Source organism: Blautia sp. OM07-19, from assembly GCF_003481595.1.
Classification (GTDB): Bacteria; Bacillota; Clostridia; order Lachnospirales; family Lachnospiraceae; genus Blautia_A; species Blautia_A intestinihominis.
Genome location: NZ_QULA01000006.1, coordinates 113,068 through 130,943 on the forward strand (window position 1 = coordinate 113,068; position 17,876 = coordinate 130,943).

A 17,876-nucleotide genomic window follows, 5' to 3' on the forward strand; every position below is an offset into this window, starting at 1 on the left:
TGAAATTTCCCTGTCCTCTTTTAATAATATCCTCGTTCTTCCATCCAGTCTTTCACATAACATCTGATTCCAATATAAATAATATGCGACAGTAATAGCAATACAATAAGATTTATCGGATTAGCGTTTTTAATCCATTCTCCAAAGTAAATTACAACAGCTGTACTCGTTATCGCTACCACGATACTGATGATATCCCAACAATATTTCCGGTAGATTTTTCCTACCTGATAACCAATCCCGATTATCAGCCACCCGGTTATTACGAATAAAATTGCCATGACAGTACCGGCAATCAGCCAGTACACAATCCCGGAAAGAATACTGTTAGGTATTCCACTGCTTAACTGTCCGAAAGAGTCTGCACCTGTCACAAACTCCCGAAATAAACTTCCCATTCCTTTTCCTAACGCACCGAAAAAGACGATACAGTCGTTAAGGAAAACCGGCGAAAGAATCGCAGTAAACAGTGTTGTTGTTATGCTGTACCATGCCAGTAGAAACAAGATACTTTCATAACCAATCGTCATATTTTTATATTTCTTTTCTAACTGGCTTTTACGGCTATCGCATTTTTCTTTTGCTTTCCGGTAAGCAGTACGGTCACATTTTTCACATTTCTCATAAGGCACTTTTTTCTCAACAGCTACCTCTACCGTCTTTTGGTGTGTCTGTGCATAAAGTTTTTCCTGCTCTGCTTTTTCATACTTAAATTTCCATGCCACGGCTTCTGCGTCGGCTCTTTTCCTGCTGTCTGTCTCGCTGGTCAATCGTTCCTCTGTTTGCCTTAATCTTGTCCGCAATGCTTCGATATTCTCGGCTCTGTTTTCGCTGTTCAATTTCTCGTTCAAGGTCAGCGATTCGCTTAGCTGCCTGTTTAGTTCCTGGATTGTCTGGTCTTTCTGATCCAGTTCGTCCTGCATCTGTTCGGTCATCAGCAGAAGTTCTTCCACCTGCCCGACGTTCTCTAAGTTTCTGCATTCGCTCATCGATCTCCCTCGCTTTCTCTATCTGCTGTTTAAGGTCAGCAATTCGCTGTTCTGTTTCTGCAATAAGCTGTTCTCGTTGTTCAGCTTCTGCGTTAATTCCTGCCATTGCTGATTCTCGTTTTCCAACTGTTCGATTCTGGTTTTCTGTTGCTCGATCTGTGAGAGCAGTTCTTCTGTATCTGGCAAAAGATTTAGCAGCCTGGATAATTCGCTGTTTAAGCTTTTTAAACTCTGGTTCTGCTCCTGAAAAGACAGGAGCTGCCTGTCCCGTTCCTGCAATTCCTGTACCATCTCTGCCATAAGATTCTGCTGTTCCTCGATCTGGTTTATCATTGTCTCCATCATGGGAATGACTTCCCGGCTTTCTTCTAATGTCACGCAATCGCTCCTTCCATTGTGTTAATGCACTGGATACTTTTCCAAAAGAAATCTGTATTTTATCCAGCAGTGCATTTTGTCTTTTTATGATCTGGTTTTCCTCTACTTTCCATGAAGTAGAGGATGTCTGTCCGTTTTGAAATTTCTCGTCAATTTTTCTGGCATCTGCGCCCTCATGGATCGTCGGTATCTCTAATTTTCCCTGCCTTGCATAAGAACGATGGTCAATGTGATTTTCCGTTTTCAAATGTGCATTACAGACGTTTGCCCATTCGCTCCGCCATAGCTCACAATTTTTCGGATTGTTCCACCCGGTAGCATCGGTTAATACACGTTTCCACTGTTTGCGGTTCCTTGTCCCGACTTTCTGGACTCCATTTTCATCAAGTACGGGGATTCGGATTCCATGACGGTCAGGGTTCTTTTTATCCTGCCACCAGTCCGGATGGGATTCATCCACCACAATATTTCCATTTTCATCTCTGACAAACTCCCAATCCTTGATTTCTTTGTTACCCCATGAGTGGTCTGAATTGAATGGTCGCAACGTCACCAATAAATGCACATGGGGATTACCATCTCCTTTATCGTGGATACTCCAATCCGCACACATTCCCTTATCTACAAAGGTCTTTTGAATATATTCAGTTGTATAATCAATCTGTTCCTGTCGGCTCCATTCTTTCGGAAGTGAGAACTCAAATGACCTGCCGAGTTGTGCATCTGAACTTTTTTCTATCCTCAAGACTTCATTCCATAAACGCTGCTTCTGAAAAGTAAGTTTGAATTTTTCCAGTGCAGCATTTTGGTTATCTGCCCTTTTATATCGGACAGATTTCTGGAACCGTCTGATATTTTCAGCAGGTACATTCTGCCATTCCTGTGGTGCATTTTCACACATCAGCAGGCTGGTATAAACGACTTCTTTTTTTGAAGTATAGTAGCTGATCCTGCCTGTTTCTTCATTTTTCATCACATCGCCATTGAGATAAGCAGACGCCGATATGATGGATTTTCCTTTGCTGCGTCCAACAATCTTTACTGTATAATGAAAAATCGCCATGCTCCGTTTCCCCCATTCTGCCGTATCCGGCTTTGATTTCCGGCAGGTAACGTTTTTCCTAAAAGAAAATGGTATCTGCCGGAGCACCCTCTGCGTAAGAGTGCCCTGTGCATAACAGCCTGCATGGAATGTGCCCCTCTGGCGAAGAGTGCCTCCTGCGGCATGAGCAGGTCTGGCTGAAAGCCCCGCCGACGGAACGAGCCCGGCAAGCGTAAGCGCAGACCGGTTGCCACCTGTGGCAAACTTATACGGACGACCTCTGGTTGTCCATAAGTGCGCCCTTCATAAAAAAGCAATGAAGGGAATGGAAACTCCACTCCCTCCGGCATTACACTTCCTCCGTATTTGCAACTGGCTCTTTCTGCATTGCCTTTGAGAAGAATTTCCCATTTGCTTCCTGCCTTTTTAAGAAGCCGATCAGCTTTGGGATATCATCTTCCTCAATCGCAGAACCCAGTACCGATTCCACTGCACCGCCAATCTGGCAGAGCCTGTGTGTCCGTTTTTTGGTTTCCACATCTTTCTGACGTTTCTTCAGTTCCCGTTTCTGTGCTGCATACTGTTTTGCTTTCTCAAGGCTTTCCTGTTCTTTCTTTTCCAACTGGAGCATACGCTCCTCATAACTCTTTGTTGATCTTGCCATAAATATCATCGTCCTTTCTTTTTTTCCAAACATAAGTTTCCTGTTGTCTGTCAGACGAAGTACATGGTATAATCTGCTTGCGTGTAGGTATATCATGACTCCGGTCTGATAGAACCTTTGGCGGTTTCTTCGGGAACCGCTTTTTTAAGTTGAACCGTTTCTTGTGACTGCTTTCACATTTCCCTTATCCCTCAAGTCCCTGCCCTCGTTGGCTTCCATAAAAAGTTCCAGCATATCCGTTTTGATCAGGACTTTTCTCCCAACCTTCAATACCGGAAGTTTCTTCCACTCTACCAACTTTCGCAGGGTGTTCCTGCCAATTCCCGTATAATCAGCAGCTTCCTCAATAGATAAGGCAATCTTTCTTTGCGTCATATGACCACCTCCTTTCGAATTGCATTATGCAATTTCATTTGTGCTGTCAGTATAGCGTGTTTATATTGCTTTGTCAAGCATTATGAAATTTTTCTGCTTTTCTTAAAATTGCATATTGCAATATATTTTGTTGCGTGGTATAGTAATGACATACCGAAAAAGGAGGCACATCAGCATGAAAGATAAAGAACTACGCAAGCTGATTGGCAGCAGGGCAAAACAGCGCCGTCTGGAATTAAATCTGACACAGCCTTATGTCGCAGAGAAGATGGGAGTTACCGCTTCCACAATCCTGCGTTATGAGAATGGTTCGATTGACAATACCAAAAAGATGGTACTGGAAGGTCTTTCGGAAGCACTTCATGTATCGATTGAATGGCTCAAAGGGGAAACCGATGAATATGAAACTGATATTACGGATAAGAAAGAATTGCAGATTCGTGATGCGATGGGCGACATTCTCAAACAGTTTCCTCTTGACCTCAATAAAACAGAAGACGCTTTTTCTAAAGACTTACTGCTGTTAATGTTAAAGCAATATGAACTGTTTCTGGATTCGTTTCAGTTCGCCTGTAAAAATTACAAAGGCAGTACCAAAGATGCGGACATTGCCAAAGTAATGGGATTTGAATCGAAAGATGAATATAATGAGATTATGTTTCTCAGGGAGATCACACATACTGTCAACGCATTTAATGATATGGCAGATGTTGTAAGGCTCTATTCAAAGAAACCGGAAGCGGCAGAACAAAGGCTTGCAAATCTTTTATCCGAAGTTATGTATGACGATTCTGAATCGGTATAGTAAGATAATCGGAGTTATGATACAATGAGCGCAAGCGAGTCAAGCTGTTTACAGATTTGACGAGCGGCGAATTGGCTTATGGACTTGTCCATAAGATGCCTACACGCAAGAAGCATTTCAGCAGTTCCGATTGTCTGATATCGAAAGGAGACATACGATTATGGCAAAAGGATCTGTTAGAAAAAAAGGAAAAAAATGGTACTATCGTTTCTATGTAGAAGATGCAAGCGGTAAAATGGTTCAGAAAGAATACGCCGGAACCGAAAGTAAAAGTGAGACGGAAAAGCTTCTCCGCAAGGCACTGGAAGACTACGAAGATAAGAAGTTTGTTGCAAAGGCAGATAATCTTACCGTAGGGGAACTTCTGGATATGTGGGCAGAAGAAGAACTGAAAACTGGGACACTCAGCAACGGTACAGTGGAAAATTATCTTGGTGCAATCCGATGTATCAAAAAACACCCGATTGCAGACCGCAAACTGAAAACAGTTACTGCCGAACATTTACAGGCATTTCTTGATCTGCTTACATTCGGTGGTGAGTTTCCAGACGGGAAAGTAAAAAAGGGATACAGCAAAGATTATATCCATTCTTTTTCCGCAGTGTTACAGCAGTCATTCCGTTTTGCAGTATTTCCAAAACAGTTAATCAGTTTCAATCCGATGCAGTATATTAAGCTGAAAAAGCAGGCAGAGGAAGTTGACCTCTTTTCCGATGATGAAGTGGAAGAAGGTACACAGCCGATTTCACATGAGGATTATGAACGGCTTATCCAATATCTGGAAAAGAAAAATCCACCTGCTATTCTTCCGATTCAAATTGCGTATTATGCCGGGCTCCGTATCGGGGAAACCTGTGGTCTTACATGGCAGGACATTAACCTTGAGGAACAATGCCTGACCATAAAACGCAGTATCCGCTACGACGGCATGAAACACAAAAATATTATCGGACCAACGAAACGGAAAAAAGTAAGGATTGTTGATTTTGGAGATACGCTGACTGAAATACTGAAAGCTGCCAGAAAAGAACAGCTCAAAAACCGGATGCAGTATGGCGAATTATATCACCGCAATTACTACAAAGAAGTGCATGTGAAAAACAGGGTATATTATGAATACTATCATCTTGACGGAACACAGGAAGTCCCGACAGATTACAAAGAAATCTCCTTTGTCTGCCTGCGACCAGATGGCTCTTTGGAACTGCCGAGTACACTCAGCATTGTATGCAGATCAGTGGCAAAGAAGCTGGAAGGATTTGAAGATTTCCATTTTCACCAGTTGCGTCACACTTATACCAGCAATCTGCTTTCCAATGGAGCTGCACCGAAAGATGTACAGGAACTGTTAGGACACTCTGATGTCAGTACCACAATGAATATTTACGCTCACTCAACAAGAAAAGCAAAACGGGATTCCGCAAGACTTCTTGATAAAGTAGCGAGCAATGCTTAACTAAAAATTTCCCTTATTTCCCTTGCGGATTCCGCATAAGGGCAAAAATAAGGGAAAATACATATCATTTCACTATTTAATGGGCTGAAAAGCCTGTAAAATAAGGAAAGTTCAGGAAATCTCTCCACAAATTCCGATTTATCTTTGCCTTATGTTATCATAATTCGGTTTAAATTGCTATAAATAGTCTTATCCCAATAATAGAAAACCCCAGAAATCATTAAGATTCCGAGGCCTTATGTTTGAACATATTTACCTTTTAATTTATGTAAGACAGATGTGGAAGTACAGCAGGAGCTAGGAATAGGCAGGACTTCTTTTTATAAAATGAAGAAGCAGGCACTTGGATATTTAGGATTTTATTTTTATGAGATCGTGGTACCGCAGGCAAAGGATAAAAGATTTAAACCGTCACTGGGCGTTGAGGAAGAGTAGGTGAGTAATATGAGATACGAAGATTCGATGAAAGGTGTAGCTGATCAGATAATCAAAGAACAGCAGCGAGTCAGTAAAATTATAAACAATCCAGAAGAGTTCCATTGGCATGACGAATATGCAACGTTGAATTTCTTTCGGTTTATCTGCAAAAATATCGGTAACTTGAGAAATGGAGAAATTGAAAAAATGGCCACACGTTTAAAGAACATAGATCAGAAAGCAGTGGAAAACCATGTGAATGGTGCTGTTTGGGCATTTGATTATGATAAGATGTTCTGTGTATTGATGGAAAATGAAATTTGCCGAAAGGTGTGTGAAAAGAATAAATATAACAGTTGGATGAATCTGATTGGACAGTATTGTGTTTCAAGGACTTAAAGACGAAAAAAGTTGTTGGAGAGAAATAATTTCCAGCAACTCTGTCTTTAATGAATAGAGTTCATTTTTTTATTCAACTATTCCCATGATATATACAATATGTAAATTTGCAATTCAAATATCAGTTTATGCTAAGCATAATAATAATAATTACTATTATTGACAAGAGAAATAATTATCATGTATAATACAGATATACAAGAAACAAAGTGTTAGAAAAATTGCTAGGAACTTGGTAACAAAAATAAATCGACATTGAAAAGGGAAAATGACTATGATAAAATATGAATGTGAACCATGTGGATATATTTATGATCCGGCAGTAGGAGATCCAGACGCTGGTATCGATCCAGAAACTGCATTTGAGGATATTCCAGATGACTGGACATGCCCAATCTGTGGATTAGGAAAAGATGTTTTCGTTCCTGTAGAAGACTAAGCAGAAAATGCAGGTACGAAACTGTCAGACATTAAAAGATCCTAAGAGAACATATAAAAGAAATGGAGGTCAAATTATGACTTACGATTTAAACATTACCTTTGATGACAATTTAGTAACAGGAAATGAAACAATTGATACCCAGCATAAAGAATTGATCGACCGTATCCAGAACTTTGTAACTGCCTGTCAAAATGGCGACAGCAAAGTAAAAGCAATCAAAATGCTGGATTATCTGGATGAATATACTGACTTTCATTTCAAAGAAGAGGAAAAGCTTCAGGAAAAATCCGGTTATCCAGAGCGTGAAAAACATTATGAAAAACATGAAGAGTTTAAAAAGACAATTCAGGAACTGTATGAATACCTTCAGGAGTATGAAGGACCAACAGATCAGTTCAGTGAACTTGTACAGAAAAATGTAATCGACTGGCTGTTTGGACACATTAAAACATACGACCGCTCTGTGGCAAAATTTATCTTTATGAAACAAAATCCAGATCGATGCTAAAATAAACCAGGGAATGAGTTCACTCAGAATGTAGACAACATGATGAAGTAAACTAGGGGCTGTCACAATGCAGTCCCTTTCCTGTTATAGCGATATTCTAGGTAATATATTGCGCTGGCATGACATATTATTTTACTACTACTATATGGGAAGAGCAATCAGCTCTTCTTTTTTTGTCCTTTTTATCCAATTTTAAGTTGTAAAGTCTCTTTTCATTCGACAAAATTCTCCACAGACAGAGGATATGCGACGAGCATGGATATGAACATCTATTTATGGAAAGAGGATATTGAAGACGGGAAATCGGTAATGACAGCCGAATATAGACCTGTAGAATACGGAAAGGACTATGATGTTGTCAATAATCCTGATAAATTTCAACTATATATAGATGGAAAAGAGATTAAATAGTAATCTCCTGAAAGCAAGCTTTTTGTCAATTATTTCAAAGAAAAATTAAAGGATAACAATACATAGTTTTGACAATGATATTTTGAAAAATTTTATAGGAATGCTCTATTATCAAATTGACATAGGAATATGGTAGCGTATAATTAAAATTGAATACACTGAAAAAATGGAGGAATTACATGAAAGCACATAAATATTGGTCAGTAGGAGCATTGATCACAATGCTTGGGACTTTTTACACTGGATATAAAAAGCAAAAATCAAGTCACAAATACTTTGCTTTAAGTTCTATGTTATGTATGGTAATGGCGATATATACAGGTTATAAAATGATTACCGGGAATAGGAAGAAAAAGGCGAATAAAGAGAAAGATACAGAAAGGGAGGGATAAATAATGTTGGAAGTAGGGGTTAAGGCACCGGATTTTGAGTTGCCAGATCAAAATGGGAAAATACATAGATTATCGGATTATACAGGAAAAAAAGTGATTTTATATTTCTATCCCAAGGATAATACAGCGGGATGCACGAAACAGGCATGTGGGTTTTCTGAGCGATACCCTCAGTTTACCGAAAAAGGAGCAGTTATTCTTGGAGTCAGTAAGGATTCTGTATCCTCTCATAAGAGATTTGAGGAAAAATATGGATTGACATTTACACTTTTAGCAGATCCAGAGCGGAAAGTTATTGAAGCATATGATGTATGGAAAGAAAAGAAAAATTATGGCAAAGTCTCTATGGGAGTAGTAAGAACCACATATCTTATTGATGAACAGGGGATTATTATAAAGGCAAATGATAAAGTCAAGGCTGCAGATGATCCTGAAAATATGCTCAAGGAATTAGATTAATGAAGATAATATTATCCCCTGCTAAAAAGATGATTACAGATACTGACAGCATAGCGCCGGATGGATTGCCTGAATTTATTGAAAAGACGACAGAGATACAAAGTTGGTTGAAAAGTAAGTCAAAAGAAGAACTGAAGACTATCTGGAAATGTAATGACAAAATTACAGAACAGAACTTCAATAGATTGGAAAACATGGATCTTTATCATTTACTTACCCCAGCTGTCTTATCATATGAAGGAATTGCTTTTCAATATATGGCTCCATCCGTGTTTGAGGACAGTCAGTTCGAGTATGTACAAAATCATTTGAGAATAATATCTGCATTTTATGGTGTGCTAAAACCAAGGGATGGTGTGACACCTTATCGTTTGGAAATGCAGGCGAAGGTTGGAATAGGAGAAACAAAAAATCTGTATGAGTACTGGGGAGAGTTATTATACCGCTCAGTGATTGATAACAGCAGGATTATAATCAATCTGGCATCGAAAGAATACTCTAAGTGCATAGAAAAATATCTGACACGACAGGATAGATACATTACGATTACATTTTGTGAGTTATCAGGAGATAAACTGGTGACAAAAGGTACATATGCTAAGATGGCCCGTGGTGAAATGGTTAGGTTCATGGCTGAAAACAGAATTGAAAATCCTGAGGATATTAAGAAATTTGATAGACTAGGCTATTCATTCCGCTCTGATTTATCATCAGATGCAGAATATGTTTTTGAACGGAAAAAATGATGATTGAATGATTATTTTAAATGAAAGGTAATCAGTAATATTGATTATTATAATAATAGTAATTATTACTATTATTTATTGACAATAAACAGATTGAGAAGCACCACGAAGAGAGATATCGTGCACTTCTTAAGAATATTGAAACTGCACAGGTGTTTGAAAAGAGTGAAGTTAAGGTATGGGAATGCCGTAACTGTGGACATGTTGTGGTAGGAACAAAGGCACCTGAGATATGTCCAGTATGTAACCATCCACAGAGTTATTTCGAAGTACGTGAAGAGAACTATTAAAGAGAAGGAGATTATTACAAAGAAGAAAGTGATTATTAAAAAAAGCAGTAATGATAGGCTGTGGCTTTGTTGGTTCCGCATCAGTTGGTAAAGAAGCATTAAAGTTTAAGAAATCGGCGGATGCTTTGAAAAAAGTTATAGAAACAATTGGATTTTAAATTTTAAACATAGGAAGATAAAAAAGATGGAAGTAAAATATTATGTATGCAATCATTGTGGAAACATTATTGAAATGGTAAAGGATCAAGGCGTACCAGTAATGTGCTGCGGAGAGGCTATGCATGAGTTAAAAGCTGGAGTGACAAATGCTGCTGTTGAGAAGCATGTACCTGTATATACAGTGGACAAACAGCATGTACATGTTGTGGTCGGTGAAACAAAACATCCAATGCTTGATAATCATTTCATTGAATGGATTACACTAAATACAAATCAGGGTATTTATAGAAAACAGCTAATTCCAGGACAGGAACCTATTGCGGATTTCTGCCTCTGTGATGGAGAATATGTAGAAGAAGTATACGCATACTGCAATCTTCATGGACTCTGGAAATGCTAAAAACACTTGACTTTCGTGCTAAGATTACAAAATAATTCAGATACAACAGTAATATATGCTTTGTATTAATATATTTTTAAGGAGGAACAAACTAATGAAATATGTATGTGACGTTTGCGGATGGGAATATGATGAAGAGGAAGGTTATCCTGAAGGTGGTATTGCACCAGGAACAAAGTGGGAGGACGTTCCAGAAGATTTTGAATGCCCATTATGTAATGTTGGAAAAGATCAGTTTTCAGAAGTTGAATAAAATTCTGATTATTTAAATACGGATAGATAAACAAAAACCCTGGTGCGTGTGAGCAACAGGGTTTTTTATTACGATAGTTTGTGATGATATCACAGAAAATGATTTACCTTTTGCTTACAATGTAATTACAAACAAAGTAAGGAGGTAGTCTAAATGAGATTAAAAGATAAAGTTGCAATCATTACGGGTGGAAGCCGTGGTATAGGATTTGCTACAGCTGATAAATTCTTGAAGGAAGGTGCTTCAGTTGTGTTGGCAGCAAGTTCACAGGAATCGGCAGATGTTGCTGTAGATAAATTAAAAGAAAAATATCCCAATGCAATAGTTGCTGGAATTAGTCCAAATCTGGCAAGCATGGAGTCTGTCAGAAAGGCTTTTAAAGAGGCAACTGAAAAATATGGATGTGTCGACATACTGGTAAATAATGCAGGGATTTCAGAAAACACCTCATTTATGGATTATACAGAGGAGACTTTTGATAAAGTCATGGATCTAAATGTAAAAGGAGTATTTAATACTACTCGTGTAGCAGCAGAATGTATGGTGGCAAGAGGCAAGGGGGTCATTCTCTCAACTTCTTCCATGGTGAGTATTTCGGGACAGCCAAGTGGGTTTGCTTATCCTGCATCCAAGTTTGCAGTAAACGGATTGACTGTATCATTAGCAAGAGAACTAGGACCTAAAGGTATTCGTGTTAATGCTGTTGCACCTGGGATTACAGAAACTGATATGATGAAGGCCGTGCCAAAGGAAGTTATCGAACCTATGATTGAAAGAATTCCATTGCGTCGTCTTGGACAGCCAGAAGATATTGCCAATGCGTTTGTGTTTCTTGCTTCAGATGAGGCGAGTTACATTACAGGTGTTATATTAAGTGTAGATGGTATGGCAAGAAGTTAAGTTAATGAGGTATGGTGATGTAATCACGGAAAATAAATGAAATTAAGACCATAATAAATCTACAAAAAGAAAAAGATAAGGAGGACTGTAAAATGTCTGCTATTAATATCAATAAAAATAATTTTCAGAACGAAGTACTGAGTTCCGATAAACCCGTTCTTTTAGATTTTTGGGCATCTTGGTGTGCGCCTTGCCGTATGGTAGTACCTATTGTAGAGGAGATTGCAAGTGAGCGTAGAGATATTAAAGTTGGAAAGATTAATGTAGATGAAGAGCCTGAACTGGCAAATAAGTTCAGTATTATGAGCATTCCAACTTTAGTGGTTATGAAGAATGGGAAGATTGTACAGCAGGTTTCAGGGGCGAGACCTAAGAATGCGATTTTAGAAATGCTTTAGGGGGTGTTCTAATGGGATTTTTTGATCTCTTTAAACAGTCGAATATTAATCAAGGCATAGAAGAATATAAAAGGACTGGTGATGCAGTTCTGCTGGATGTACGTACACCGCAGGAATATCAGGAAGGACATATACCAGAAAGTAAAAATGTGCCGTTGCAGCAACTTGACAATATTGCTTCTGTAGCGAAGAATAAGGATATCCCACTGTTTGTATACTGTTATTCCGGTTCACGAAGCCGCCAGGCAACTGGGATACTGCAACGAATGGGATATTCTAAAGTAAATAATATCGGTGGCATTGCAGCTTACTCAGGAAAGGTGGAAAAATAAGATGAAGGTAATAATTGTAGGAGGTGTAGCCGGAGGAGCTACAGCCGCAGCAAGAATACGCAGACTGAATGAACATGCTGAAATTACTGTGTTTGAAAGATCCGGATACATATCCTATGCAAATTGTGGACTTCCATATTATATTGGAGACGTGATCACAGACCCGGAAGAACTTACACTACAGACACCAGAGAGTTTTTTTAAACGCTTCCGTATTAACATGAAAATTCATCATGAAGTTATCTCCATACATCCGGAACGTAAAACGGTTTCAGTGAAAAATTTAGAGAATGGTGAGATATTTGAAGAAAAATATGATAAGCTGATCCTCTCTTCAGGTGCAAAGCCAACACAGCCGAGACTTCCCGGAGTAGGTATTGATAAACTTTTTACACTTCGTACTGTAGAAGACACTTTTCGGATAAAGGAATATATAAATAAGAATCATCCAAAATCGGCTGTATTGGCAGGTGGCGGTTTTATTGGTCTGGAACTGGCAGAAAATTTGAGGGAGCTTGGCATGGATGTTACGATTGTCCAGAGGCCTAAGCAGCTGATGAACCCTTTTGACCCGGATATGGCATCCATGATCCATAATGAAATGAGAAAGCATGGGATAAAACTGGTACTGGGCTATACAGTAGAAGGATTTAAAGAAAAAGACAACGGAGTGGAGGTCCTGTTGAAAGATAATCCATCCCTTCAGGCTGATATGGTAGTTCTGGCAATCGGAGTCACACCAGACACAGTATTAGCAAAAGAAGCCGGTCTGGAACTTGGCATCAAGGAAAGTATTGTAGTGAATGACAGAATGGAAACCTCTGTACCGGATATTTATGCTGCAGGTGATGCAGTTCAGGTAAAACATTATGTTACGGGTAATGATGCGCTGATTTCTTTGGCAGGACCAGCCAATAAACAGGGCAGAATCATCGCTGATAATATTTGTGGCGGTGATAGTCGTTACCTGGGCAGTCAGGGAAGCTCCGTTATCAAAGTATTTGAAATGACAGCAGCTACTACAGGTATCAATGAAACCAATGCCAAAAAGTCAGGGTTAGATGTAGATACAGTAATTCTTTCTCCTATGAGTCATGCCGGTTACTATCCTGGTGGAAAAGTGATGACCATGAAGGTGGTTTTTGAAAAAGAGACTTATCGTTTGCTTGGTGCTCAGATTATTGGATATGAAGGTGTTGATAAACGTATTGATGTGCTGGCAACAGCAATTCATGCAGGGCTGAAGGCAACCCAGTTGAAAGATTTGGATCTCGCATATGCACCGCCATATTCCTCTGCAAAGGATCCTGTAAATATGGCCGGATTCATGATAGACAATATAGCAAAAGGAACCTTAAAACAATGGCATTTGGAAGATATGGATAAGATTTTTAAAGATAAAAATGCTGTGTTGCTAGATGTGAGAACAGTAGGTGAATTTAGCAGGGGTCATATTAATGGATTTAAAAACATTCCTGTAGATGAACTGAGGGAACGTATCAATGAAGTTGAGAAGGGAAAGCCTGTTTACCTGATATGCCAGAGTGGGCTACGCAGTTATATTGCAAGCCGTATTTTGGAAGGAAATGGATATGAAACATACAACTTTTCAGGTGGATTCCGCTTTTATGATGCAGTGGCTAATGACCATGCACTGATTGAAAGATCATATGCATGTGGTATGGATTATTAGAAATAAATAAAATATTTTTATAGTTTGATTGTAGTATAAAAAGATCCCCCATTTATTAGAATGACTTTCATAATTCTGATAAATGGAGGATTCTTTAGAGAAAAAAACGTTTTATGATCTTTGTAGTGTTTCCAGTCTTTTCGAATCAAGGATTGTTATTTTGCCGCGAGAGAGTCTGACGAGTCCTTCGCCTTGAAAGTATCGAAGCATTCGAGTAATAACTTCCCTGTGGGAACCAAGATGGTTTGCGATAGTTTCGTGAGTGATTTTCAGTTCATTTGTTCCTTCAATGGATGTTTCTTCTAAAAGAAATGAAGCAACACGCTTATCCAAACTCTTCCACATAATCTGTTCAATCAGCCACATGACATCAGAAAAACGGGTAGCCATTAACTCATTGGTATAGTTTGCGACAGGAGCAGATTCTTTCATGATGCCCTTATAGATTTCAGCAGGGATGATCCAAAGATCCGTATCTTTTTCTGCTTCAATGGTTACTTCAAATTGAATAGACCGCATGATACATGAGGCGGATAAAAGACACATATCCATATCGAACAGACGGTAAAGTGTAATCTCCCGTCCTTCATCTGAAAGTATGTAAGTTCGAAGCTGCCCGGATTTAACCAGTAATAATCCAGTACAGTCCAGGTTTCCATTGTGAATGATCGTTCCTTTTTTTACATCCCGTGTGATTAAATTGTCTGAAATTAGTTTTTTCTGTGCTGTATTTAAGTCATTCCATAGTGGAAAATAATTTTCGAAGCTCATAGCAGTCATCTCCTTTACGAACATAGTATACTTGCTTTTTTTAGATGCGTCAATTATATAACTGGCATATGCCATAAATAGAAATAAAAAGAAGTGTAATAAAGTAAATTATCTTTTCTGTGATATCATCACGGAAGCAAGCACTTATTTGGGGTATATTAAGTTCAAATAGGAGAAGGAGTTGAAAAATATGACATCTATAAATATAAATAAAGAAAAGTTTGGACAATTAATTCATAAGGAAAAACCGGTTTTGGTTGATTTCTGGGCACCTTGGTGTGGTTATTGCCGTAGAATTGGAGCAGCTTATGAAAAAATAAGTGAAGAATACAGCGATATTCTTGTTGCTGGAAAAGTAAATATTGATGAAGAACCACAGATTGCAGAAGCTGAAAAGATTGAGGTGATTCCTACGCTGGTTTTATATCGAAATGGAAAGGCAATAGATTCTATTGTTGCACCTGAATCAAAAATAATGATAGAGAATTTTATTAATGAAGCATTGGAAAAATAAAAGGAGGACTGCTGTATGAATGAAAATCATGTTTACGATATGATTATCGTGGGGGGAGGACCTGGAGGGTATACTTCAGCATTATACGCAGCCAGAGCAGGATTTGATACCATTGTTTTAGAAAAATTATCTGCAGGTGGTCAGATGTCATTGACCTGGCAGATTGATAACTATCCTGGTTTTGAAAATGGAATTGACGGATTTTCATTGGCAGAGAAAATGCAAAAACAGGCGGAAAAATTTGGCGCTAAAAGTGAATATGCTAAAGTTTTTAATATGGATTTAACAGGAAAGCTTAAGAGAGTAGAAACTAGTTCGGGAATTTATATTGGAAAAACAGTAGTGATTGCTACTGGAGCAAATCCAAGAGAACTTGGTCTCGCTAAAGAAAAAGAATTGATAGGTCATGGGGTTGCTTATTGTGCCTCCTGTGATGGTATGTTTTATAAAGATAAGATCGTGGTGGTTGTTGGTGGTGGAAATTCTGCTGTATCAGATGCTGTTCTTTTAAGTCGAATTGCTAAGAAAGTCATCATTGTTCATCGAAGAGATACATTACGTGCAACGAAAATCTACCATGACCAGCTGATGAAAACTGAAAATATAGAGTTTCGATGGAACAATACAGTAAATGAACTGATTTATGGAGAACGATTGACTGGTGTGCGGTTGAAAGATACAGTTACAGGAGAAGAAAACATTATAGAATGTGACGGCCTGTTTGTGAGTATAGGAAGAAAACCGACAACAGATTTTTTAGATAATCAGATAGAACTGGATAATAAAGGATATATTGTGGCAGGTGAAAACACTGAAACGAGTATTCCGGGTGTTTATGCTGTAGGAGATGTCAGAACAAAGTTACTTCGTCAGATAGTAACAGCAGTGGCAGATGGTGCTATGGCAGTACATATGGCAGAAGAGTATGTGGAGAAATAATAATCAGAATTTGAATGGTGAACTTTTCATACTGAAATATGTACAATTTCAATAATGACATGAACTTATGGGAATGTATTGCGGATACTTTGTGAACTTTATCCTGATACAATGATTATGCTGATGAAAGAAGGCATCGCCTGGAGATGAAGGCGAAAGCTGAAATAGAAGATACCAAAAATCTATATGACTATTGGGGTGAAAGATTATATCGTTCAGTGCTTGATGACAGCAGGATTATCATTAATCTTGCATCAAAAGAATACTCGAAATGTATAGAAAAATATTTATCAGATAAAGACAAATATATTACGGTTACGTTTTGTGAACAATCAGGGGATAAACTGGTAACAAAAGGTACATATGCTAAGATGGCTCGTGGTGAGATGGTCAGATATATGGCAGAAAAAGAAATTGAAAATCCTGCAGACGTACAAACGTTTGACAGACTTGGATACAATTTTAGAAGAGATTTATCATCTGAAATAGAATATGTTTTTGAACGAAAAATTATGGAATAAGATTGTGCGAAAAAGGGACATTTACAAAGTGCTATTATTTCAATAATAGTAATTATTACTAATTTTCTATTGACATTTTAAACTTCTGATATATACTTCTAATTAAGAATAAATCCTAATAAGGAGGGCAAATGACTAACAGAAGAAATACAATTCAGAAAGATCTTGTGAAAAATGCTGTATATGAAATGAAAAGGCATGTTACAGCAAATGAAGTATATGAATTTCTAAAAAAAGAATATCCTACCATTGGAAAAGGAACAGTATATAGAAATCTTGATATACTGTCAGAAGAAGGTGCTCTGAGAAAGGTTGAAGTGCCAGATGGAGCAAATCGGTTCGATATCACATTGAAAAATCATTATCATGTGAGATGTATAAAATGTGGTGAGGTATCGGATGTAGATATGGAGGAAATACCGGATTTAATGAAAAGAATTCATGATACGCATGGAATTGATTTTTTGGAATATGATATTTCCTTTAAAGGCATTTGTCCGAGATGCAGGGAGAAGATGAAGGAGGAGCAGAATGGATAAAAAAGCGATGTATAAGCTGAGTTACGGATTATTTGTACTGACTGCAGAGAAGCCCAAGAGGATAATGGCTGTATCATTAACACTGCAATCCAGGCGGCATCAGAACCTAATCAATTAAGTATCTGTGTAAATAAAGCAAATTATACACATGAAATGATCCAAAGAACCGGAAAATTCACAGTGTCAGTATTAAGCCAGAGTGCCCAGTTTGAATTATTTAAACATTTTGGTTTTCAATCCGGGCGGGATATGAATAAGTTTGAAACATTTGAAAAATGTGCAAGGGGCGAAAATGGAATTTACTATATCACAGAAGGAACAAATGCGTATATTTCTGTAAGTGTTAATAAAACAGAAGATTTGGGTTCCCATACGATGTTTATTGGTGAAATAACAGACATGGAAGTCTTAAGTGATATCCCTTCTGTAACATACGAGTACTATCAGAATCACATAAAACCTAAGCCACAGGCAGTAGGAAAAACAGAAGATGGTCAGACAATATGGCGTTGCAGGATCTGTGGATATGAGTATGTAGGAGAAGAATTACCGGATGATTTTGTATGTCCTTTGTGCAAACATCCGGCATCAGATTTTGAAAAAGTGATAAAGAAAGCGGAGGTAAGGAAGGATGTCAAGTATGTGATATAACGGATGACCTTCTTTTTTTACAGAATAAAAAAT

At 38.2% G+C, this 17,876-nt stretch carries 23 protein-coding genes and 3 pseudogenes; 21 read left to right on the forward strand and 5 right to left on the reverse strand.

The window, feature by feature from the left end; genetic code table 11:
* Positions 1–20: 20 nt before the first annotated feature.
* The 4 genes from DXC01_RS06495 to DXC01_RS06515 form a co-directional block, all read right to left on the reverse strand.
* Positions 21–770, reverse strand: coding sequence for a DUF6040 family protein (locus tag DXC01_RS06495; RefSeq protein WP_009243742.1), 750 nt, complete (start codon positions 768–770; stop codon positions 21–23).
* Positions 709–2,430, reverse strand: a complete 1,722-nt coding sequence (locus DXC01_RS06500; protein ID WP_109214826.1) for a MobA/MobL family protein — start codon at positions 2,428–2,430, stop codon at positions 709–711. The genes DXC01_RS06495 and DXC01_RS06500 overlap by 62 nt, the downstream gene beginning before the upstream one ends.
* A 328-nt stretch (positions 2,431–2,758) precedes the next feature.
* Positions 2,759–3,073, reverse strand: coding sequence for a DUF3847 domain-containing protein (locus DXC01_RS06510; RefSeq protein WP_002578306.1), 315 nt, complete (start codon positions 3,071–3,073; stop codon positions 2,759–2,761).
* 144 nt (positions 3,074–3,217) lie between these two features.
* Positions 3,218–3,448 (reverse strand): helix-turn-helix domain-containing protein, encoded by a 231-nt coding sequence (locus DXC01_RS06515; protein ID WP_002578307.1) that lies wholly within the window; start codon positions 3,446–3,448, stop codon positions 3,218–3,220.
* Between the two features lie 175 nt (positions 3,449–3,623).
* Here DXC01_RS06515 and DXC01_RS06520 point away from each other — a divergent pair, with 175 nt between their 5' ends.
* From DXC01_RS06520 to DXC01_RS06590, 16 genes and pseudogenes are all read left to right on the forward strand, one after another.
* Entirely contained in the window at positions 3,624–4,253 is a 630-nt protein-coding gene (locus DXC01_RS06520) for a helix-turn-helix domain-containing protein (RefSeq protein ID WP_009243739.1), read from the forward strand.
* 160 nt (positions 4,254–4,413) lie between these two features.
* Positions 4,414–5,709: a tyrosine-type recombinase/integrase gene (locus DXC01_RS06525; protein ID WP_009321335.1), complete on the forward strand. Its 1,296-nt coding sequence runs from the start codon at positions 4,414–4,416 to the stop codon at positions 5,707–5,709.
* 444 nt (positions 5,710–6,153) lie between these two features.
* Positions 6,154–6,525, forward strand: a complete 372-nt coding sequence (locus DXC01_RS06530; protein WP_055057025.1) for a hypothetical protein — start codon at positions 6,154–6,156, stop codon at positions 6,523–6,525.
* Between the two features lie 274 nt (positions 6,526–6,799).
* On the forward strand, positions 6,800–6,964 hold the full coding sequence (gene rd, locus DXC01_RS06535) for a rubredoxin (protein WP_020993356.1): 165 nt from the start codon (positions 6,800–6,802) through the stop codon (positions 6,962–6,964).
* 76 nt (positions 6,965–7,040) lie between these two features.
* Positions 7,041–7,475, forward strand: a complete 435-nt coding sequence (locus DXC01_RS06540; protein ID WP_106492463.1) for a bacteriohemerythrin — start codon at positions 7,041–7,043, stop codon at positions 7,473–7,475.
* A 255-nt stretch (positions 7,476–7,730) separates the two neighbouring features.
* Positions 7,731–7,886 (forward strand): hypothetical protein, encoded by a 156-nt coding sequence (locus tag DXC01_RS20095; RefSeq protein WP_158583621.1) that lies wholly within the window; start codon positions 7,731–7,733, stop codon positions 7,884–7,886.
* A 179-nt stretch (positions 7,887–8,065) separates the two neighbouring features.
* Entirely contained in the window at positions 8,066–8,278 is a 213-nt protein-coding gene (locus DXC01_RS06545; RefSeq protein ID WP_118698559.1) for a DUF6219 family protein, read from the forward strand.
* 3 nt (positions 8,279–8,281) lie between these two features.
* On the forward strand, positions 8,282–8,737 hold the full coding sequence (bcp, locus tag DXC01_RS06550; RefSeq protein WP_005421605.1) for a thioredoxin-dependent thiol peroxidase: 456 nt from the start codon (positions 8,282–8,284) through the stop codon (positions 8,735–8,737).
* A complete protein-coding gene (gene yaaA / locus DXC01_RS06555) occupies positions 8,737–9,483 on the forward strand; it encodes a peroxide stress protein YaaA (protein ID WP_055066634.1) in 747 nt (248 codons plus the stop codon). Before bcp ends, yaaA begins: the two co-directional genes overlap by 1 nt.
* An 89-nt stretch (positions 9,484–9,572) precedes the next feature.
* Positions 9,573–9,773 (forward strand): annotated as a pseudogene (locus DXC01_RS20525) (rubrerythrin family protein); the annotation flags it as partial.
* A gap of 184 nt (positions 9,774–9,957) precedes the next feature.
* Entirely contained in the window at positions 9,958–10,332 is a 375-nt protein-coding gene (locus DXC01_RS06565; RefSeq protein ID WP_118698560.1) for a desulfoferrodoxin family protein, read from the forward strand.
* Positions 10,333–10,426: 94 nt separating this feature from the next.
* Positions 10,427–10,585, forward strand: coding sequence for a rubredoxin (locus tag DXC01_RS06570; protein ID WP_005339874.1), 159 nt, complete (start codon positions 10,427–10,429; stop codon positions 10,583–10,585).
* A gap of 153 nt (positions 10,586–10,738) precedes the next feature.
* A complete protein-coding gene (locus DXC01_RS06575; RefSeq protein WP_005421611.1) occupies positions 10,739–11,485 on the forward strand; it encodes an SDR family NAD(P)-dependent oxidoreductase in 747 nt (248 codons plus the stop codon).
* Positions 11,486–11,577: 92 nt separating this feature from the next.
* A complete protein-coding gene (gene trxA / locus DXC01_RS06580; protein WP_118062274.1) occupies positions 11,578–11,883 on the forward strand; it encodes a thioredoxin in 306 nt (101 codons plus the stop codon).
* 11 nt (positions 11,884–11,894) lie between these two features.
* Positions 11,895–12,215 carry a rhodanese-like domain-containing protein gene (locus DXC01_RS06585; protein WP_008708183.1) on the forward strand — a complete coding sequence of 107 codons (321 nt, stop codon included), beginning with the start codon at positions 11,895–11,897 and terminating at the stop codon, positions 12,213–12,215.
* Between the two features lies 1 nt (position 12,216).
* A complete protein-coding gene (locus tag DXC01_RS06590) occupies positions 12,217–13,908 on the forward strand; it encodes an FAD-dependent oxidoreductase (RefSeq protein ID WP_118698561.1) in 1,692 nt (563 codons plus the stop codon).
* A gap of 111 nt (positions 13,909–14,019) precedes the next feature.
* Here DXC01_RS06590 and DXC01_RS06595 read toward each other — a convergent pair whose 3' ends face one another.
* On the reverse strand, positions 14,020–14,703 hold the full coding sequence (locus DXC01_RS06595; RefSeq protein WP_044994845.1) for a Crp/Fnr family transcriptional regulator: 684 nt from the start codon (positions 14,701–14,703) through the stop codon (positions 14,020–14,022).
* Positions 14,704–14,869: 166 nt separating this feature from the next.
* Here DXC01_RS06595 and DXC01_RS06600 point away from each other — a divergent pair, with 166 nt between their 5' ends.
* From DXC01_RS06600 to DXC01_RS06620, 5 genes and pseudogenes are all read left to right on the forward strand, one after another.
* Positions 14,870–15,193 (forward strand): thioredoxin family protein, encoded by a 324-nt coding sequence (locus DXC01_RS06600; RefSeq protein WP_015524989.1) that lies wholly within the window; start codon positions 14,870–14,872, stop codon positions 15,191–15,193.
* A gap of 15 nt (positions 15,194–15,208) precedes the next feature.
* The gene (gene trxB / locus DXC01_RS06605) at positions 15,209–16,132 is read left to right on the forward strand and encodes a thioredoxin-disulfide reductase (protein WP_118698562.1); all 924 of its coding nucleotides are present in this window, start codon (positions 15,209–15,211) and stop codon (positions 16,130–16,132) included.
* A gap of 134 nt (positions 16,133–16,266) precedes the next feature.
* Positions 16,267–16,653 (forward strand): annotated as a pseudogene (locus tag DXC01_RS06610) (YaaA family protein); the annotation flags it as partial.
* 131 nt (positions 16,654–16,784) lie between these two features.
* Positions 16,785–17,192 (forward strand): Fur family transcriptional regulator, encoded by a 408-nt coding sequence (locus DXC01_RS06615; RefSeq protein ID WP_117450067.1) that lies wholly within the window; start codon positions 16,785–16,787, stop codon positions 17,190–17,192.
* Positions 17,185–17,843 (forward strand): annotated as a pseudogene (locus DXC01_RS06620) (flavin reductase). The gene DXC01_RS06615 and the pseudogene DXC01_RS06620 overlap by 8 nt, the downstream one beginning before the upstream one ends.
* Positions 17,844–17,876: the final 33 nt, after the last annotated feature.

What these genes read in the sequence shown, in the direction of transcription:
- DXC01_RS06565 (WP_118698560.1), top strand. Translation starts at nt 9,958, where the DNA reads ATGGAAGTAAAATATTATGTATGCAATCATTGTGGAAACATTATTGAA.
- DXC01_RS06615 (WP_117450067.1), top strand. Translation starts at nt 16,785, where the DNA reads ATGACTAACAGAAGAAATACAATTCAGAAAGATCTTGTGAAAAATGCT.
- DXC01_RS06600 (WP_015524989.1), top strand. Translation starts at nt 14,870, where the DNA reads ATGACATCTATAAATATAAATAAAGAAAAGTTTGGACAATTAATTCAT.
- DXC01_RS06585 (WP_008708183.1), top strand. Translation starts at nt 11,895, where the DNA reads ATGGGATTTTTTGATCTCTTTAAACAGTCGAATATTAATCAAGGCATA.
- DXC01_RS06525 (WP_009321335.1), top strand. Translation starts at nt 4,414, where the DNA reads ATGGCAAAAGGATCTGTTAGAAAAAAAGGAAAAAAATGGTACTATCGT.
- DXC01_RS06595 (WP_044994845.1), bottom strand. Translation starts at nt 14,703, where the DNA reads ATGTTCGTAAAGGAGATGACTGCTATGAGCTTCGAAAATTATTTTCCA.
- DXC01_RS06545 (WP_118698559.1), top strand. Translation starts at nt 8,066, where the DNA reads ATGAAAGCACATAAATATTGGTCAGTAGGAGCATTGATCACAATGCTT.
- DXC01_RS06510 (WP_002578306.1), bottom strand. Translation starts at nt 3,073, where the DNA reads ATGGCAAGATCAACAAAGAGTTATGAGGAGCGTATGCTCCAGTTGGAA.
- DXC01_RS06575 (WP_005421611.1), top strand. Translation starts at nt 10,739, where the DNA reads ATGAGATTAAAAGATAAAGTTGCAATCATTACGGGTGGAAGCCGTGGT.
- DXC01_RS06540 (WP_106492463.1), top strand. Translation starts at nt 7,041, where the DNA reads ATGACTTACGATTTAAACATTACCTTTGATGACAATTTAGTAACAGGA.
- DXC01_RS06515 (WP_002578307.1), bottom strand. Translation starts at nt 3,448, where the DNA reads ATGACGCAAAGAAAGATTGCCTTATCTATTGAGGAAGCTGCTGATTAT.
- DXC01_RS20095 (WP_158583621.1), top strand. Translation starts at nt 7,731, where the DNA reads ATGGATATGAACATCTATTTATGGAAAGAGGATATTGAAGACGGGAAA.
- yaaA (WP_055066634.1), top strand. Translation starts at nt 8,737, where the DNA reads ATGAAGATAATATTATCCCCTGCTAAAAAGATGATTACAGATACTGAC.
- DXC01_RS06590 (WP_118698561.1), top strand. Translation starts at nt 12,217, where the DNA reads ATGAAGGTAATAATTGTAGGAGGTGTAGCCGGAGGAGCTACAGCCGCA.
- DXC01_RS06500 (WP_109214826.1), bottom strand. Translation starts at nt 2,430, where the DNA reads ATGGCGATTTTTCATTATACAGTAAAGATTGTTGGACGCAGCAAAGGA.
- DXC01_RS06570 (WP_005339874.1), top strand. Translation starts at nt 10,427, where the DNA reads ATGAAATATGTATGTGACGTTTGCGGATGGGAATATGATGAAGAGGAA.
- trxA (WP_118062274.1), top strand. Translation starts at nt 11,578, where the DNA reads ATGTCTGCTATTAATATCAATAAAAATAATTTTCAGAACGAAGTACTG.
- trxB (WP_118698562.1), top strand. Translation starts at nt 15,209, where the DNA reads ATGAATGAAAATCATGTTTACGATATGATTATCGTGGGGGGAGGACCT.
- DXC01_RS06520 (WP_009243739.1), top strand. Translation starts at nt 3,624, where the DNA reads ATGAAAGATAAAGAACTACGCAAGCTGATTGGCAGCAGGGCAAAACAG.
- rd (WP_020993356.1), top strand. Translation starts at nt 6,800, where the DNA reads ATGATAAAATATGAATGTGAACCATGTGGATATATTTATGATCCGGCA.
- bcp (WP_005421605.1), top strand. Translation starts at nt 8,282, where the DNA reads ATGTTGGAAGTAGGGGTTAAGGCACCGGATTTTGAGTTGCCAGATCAA.
- DXC01_RS06530 (WP_055057025.1), top strand. Translation starts at nt 6,154, where the DNA reads ATGAGATACGAAGATTCGATGAAAGGTGTAGCTGATCAGATAATCAAA.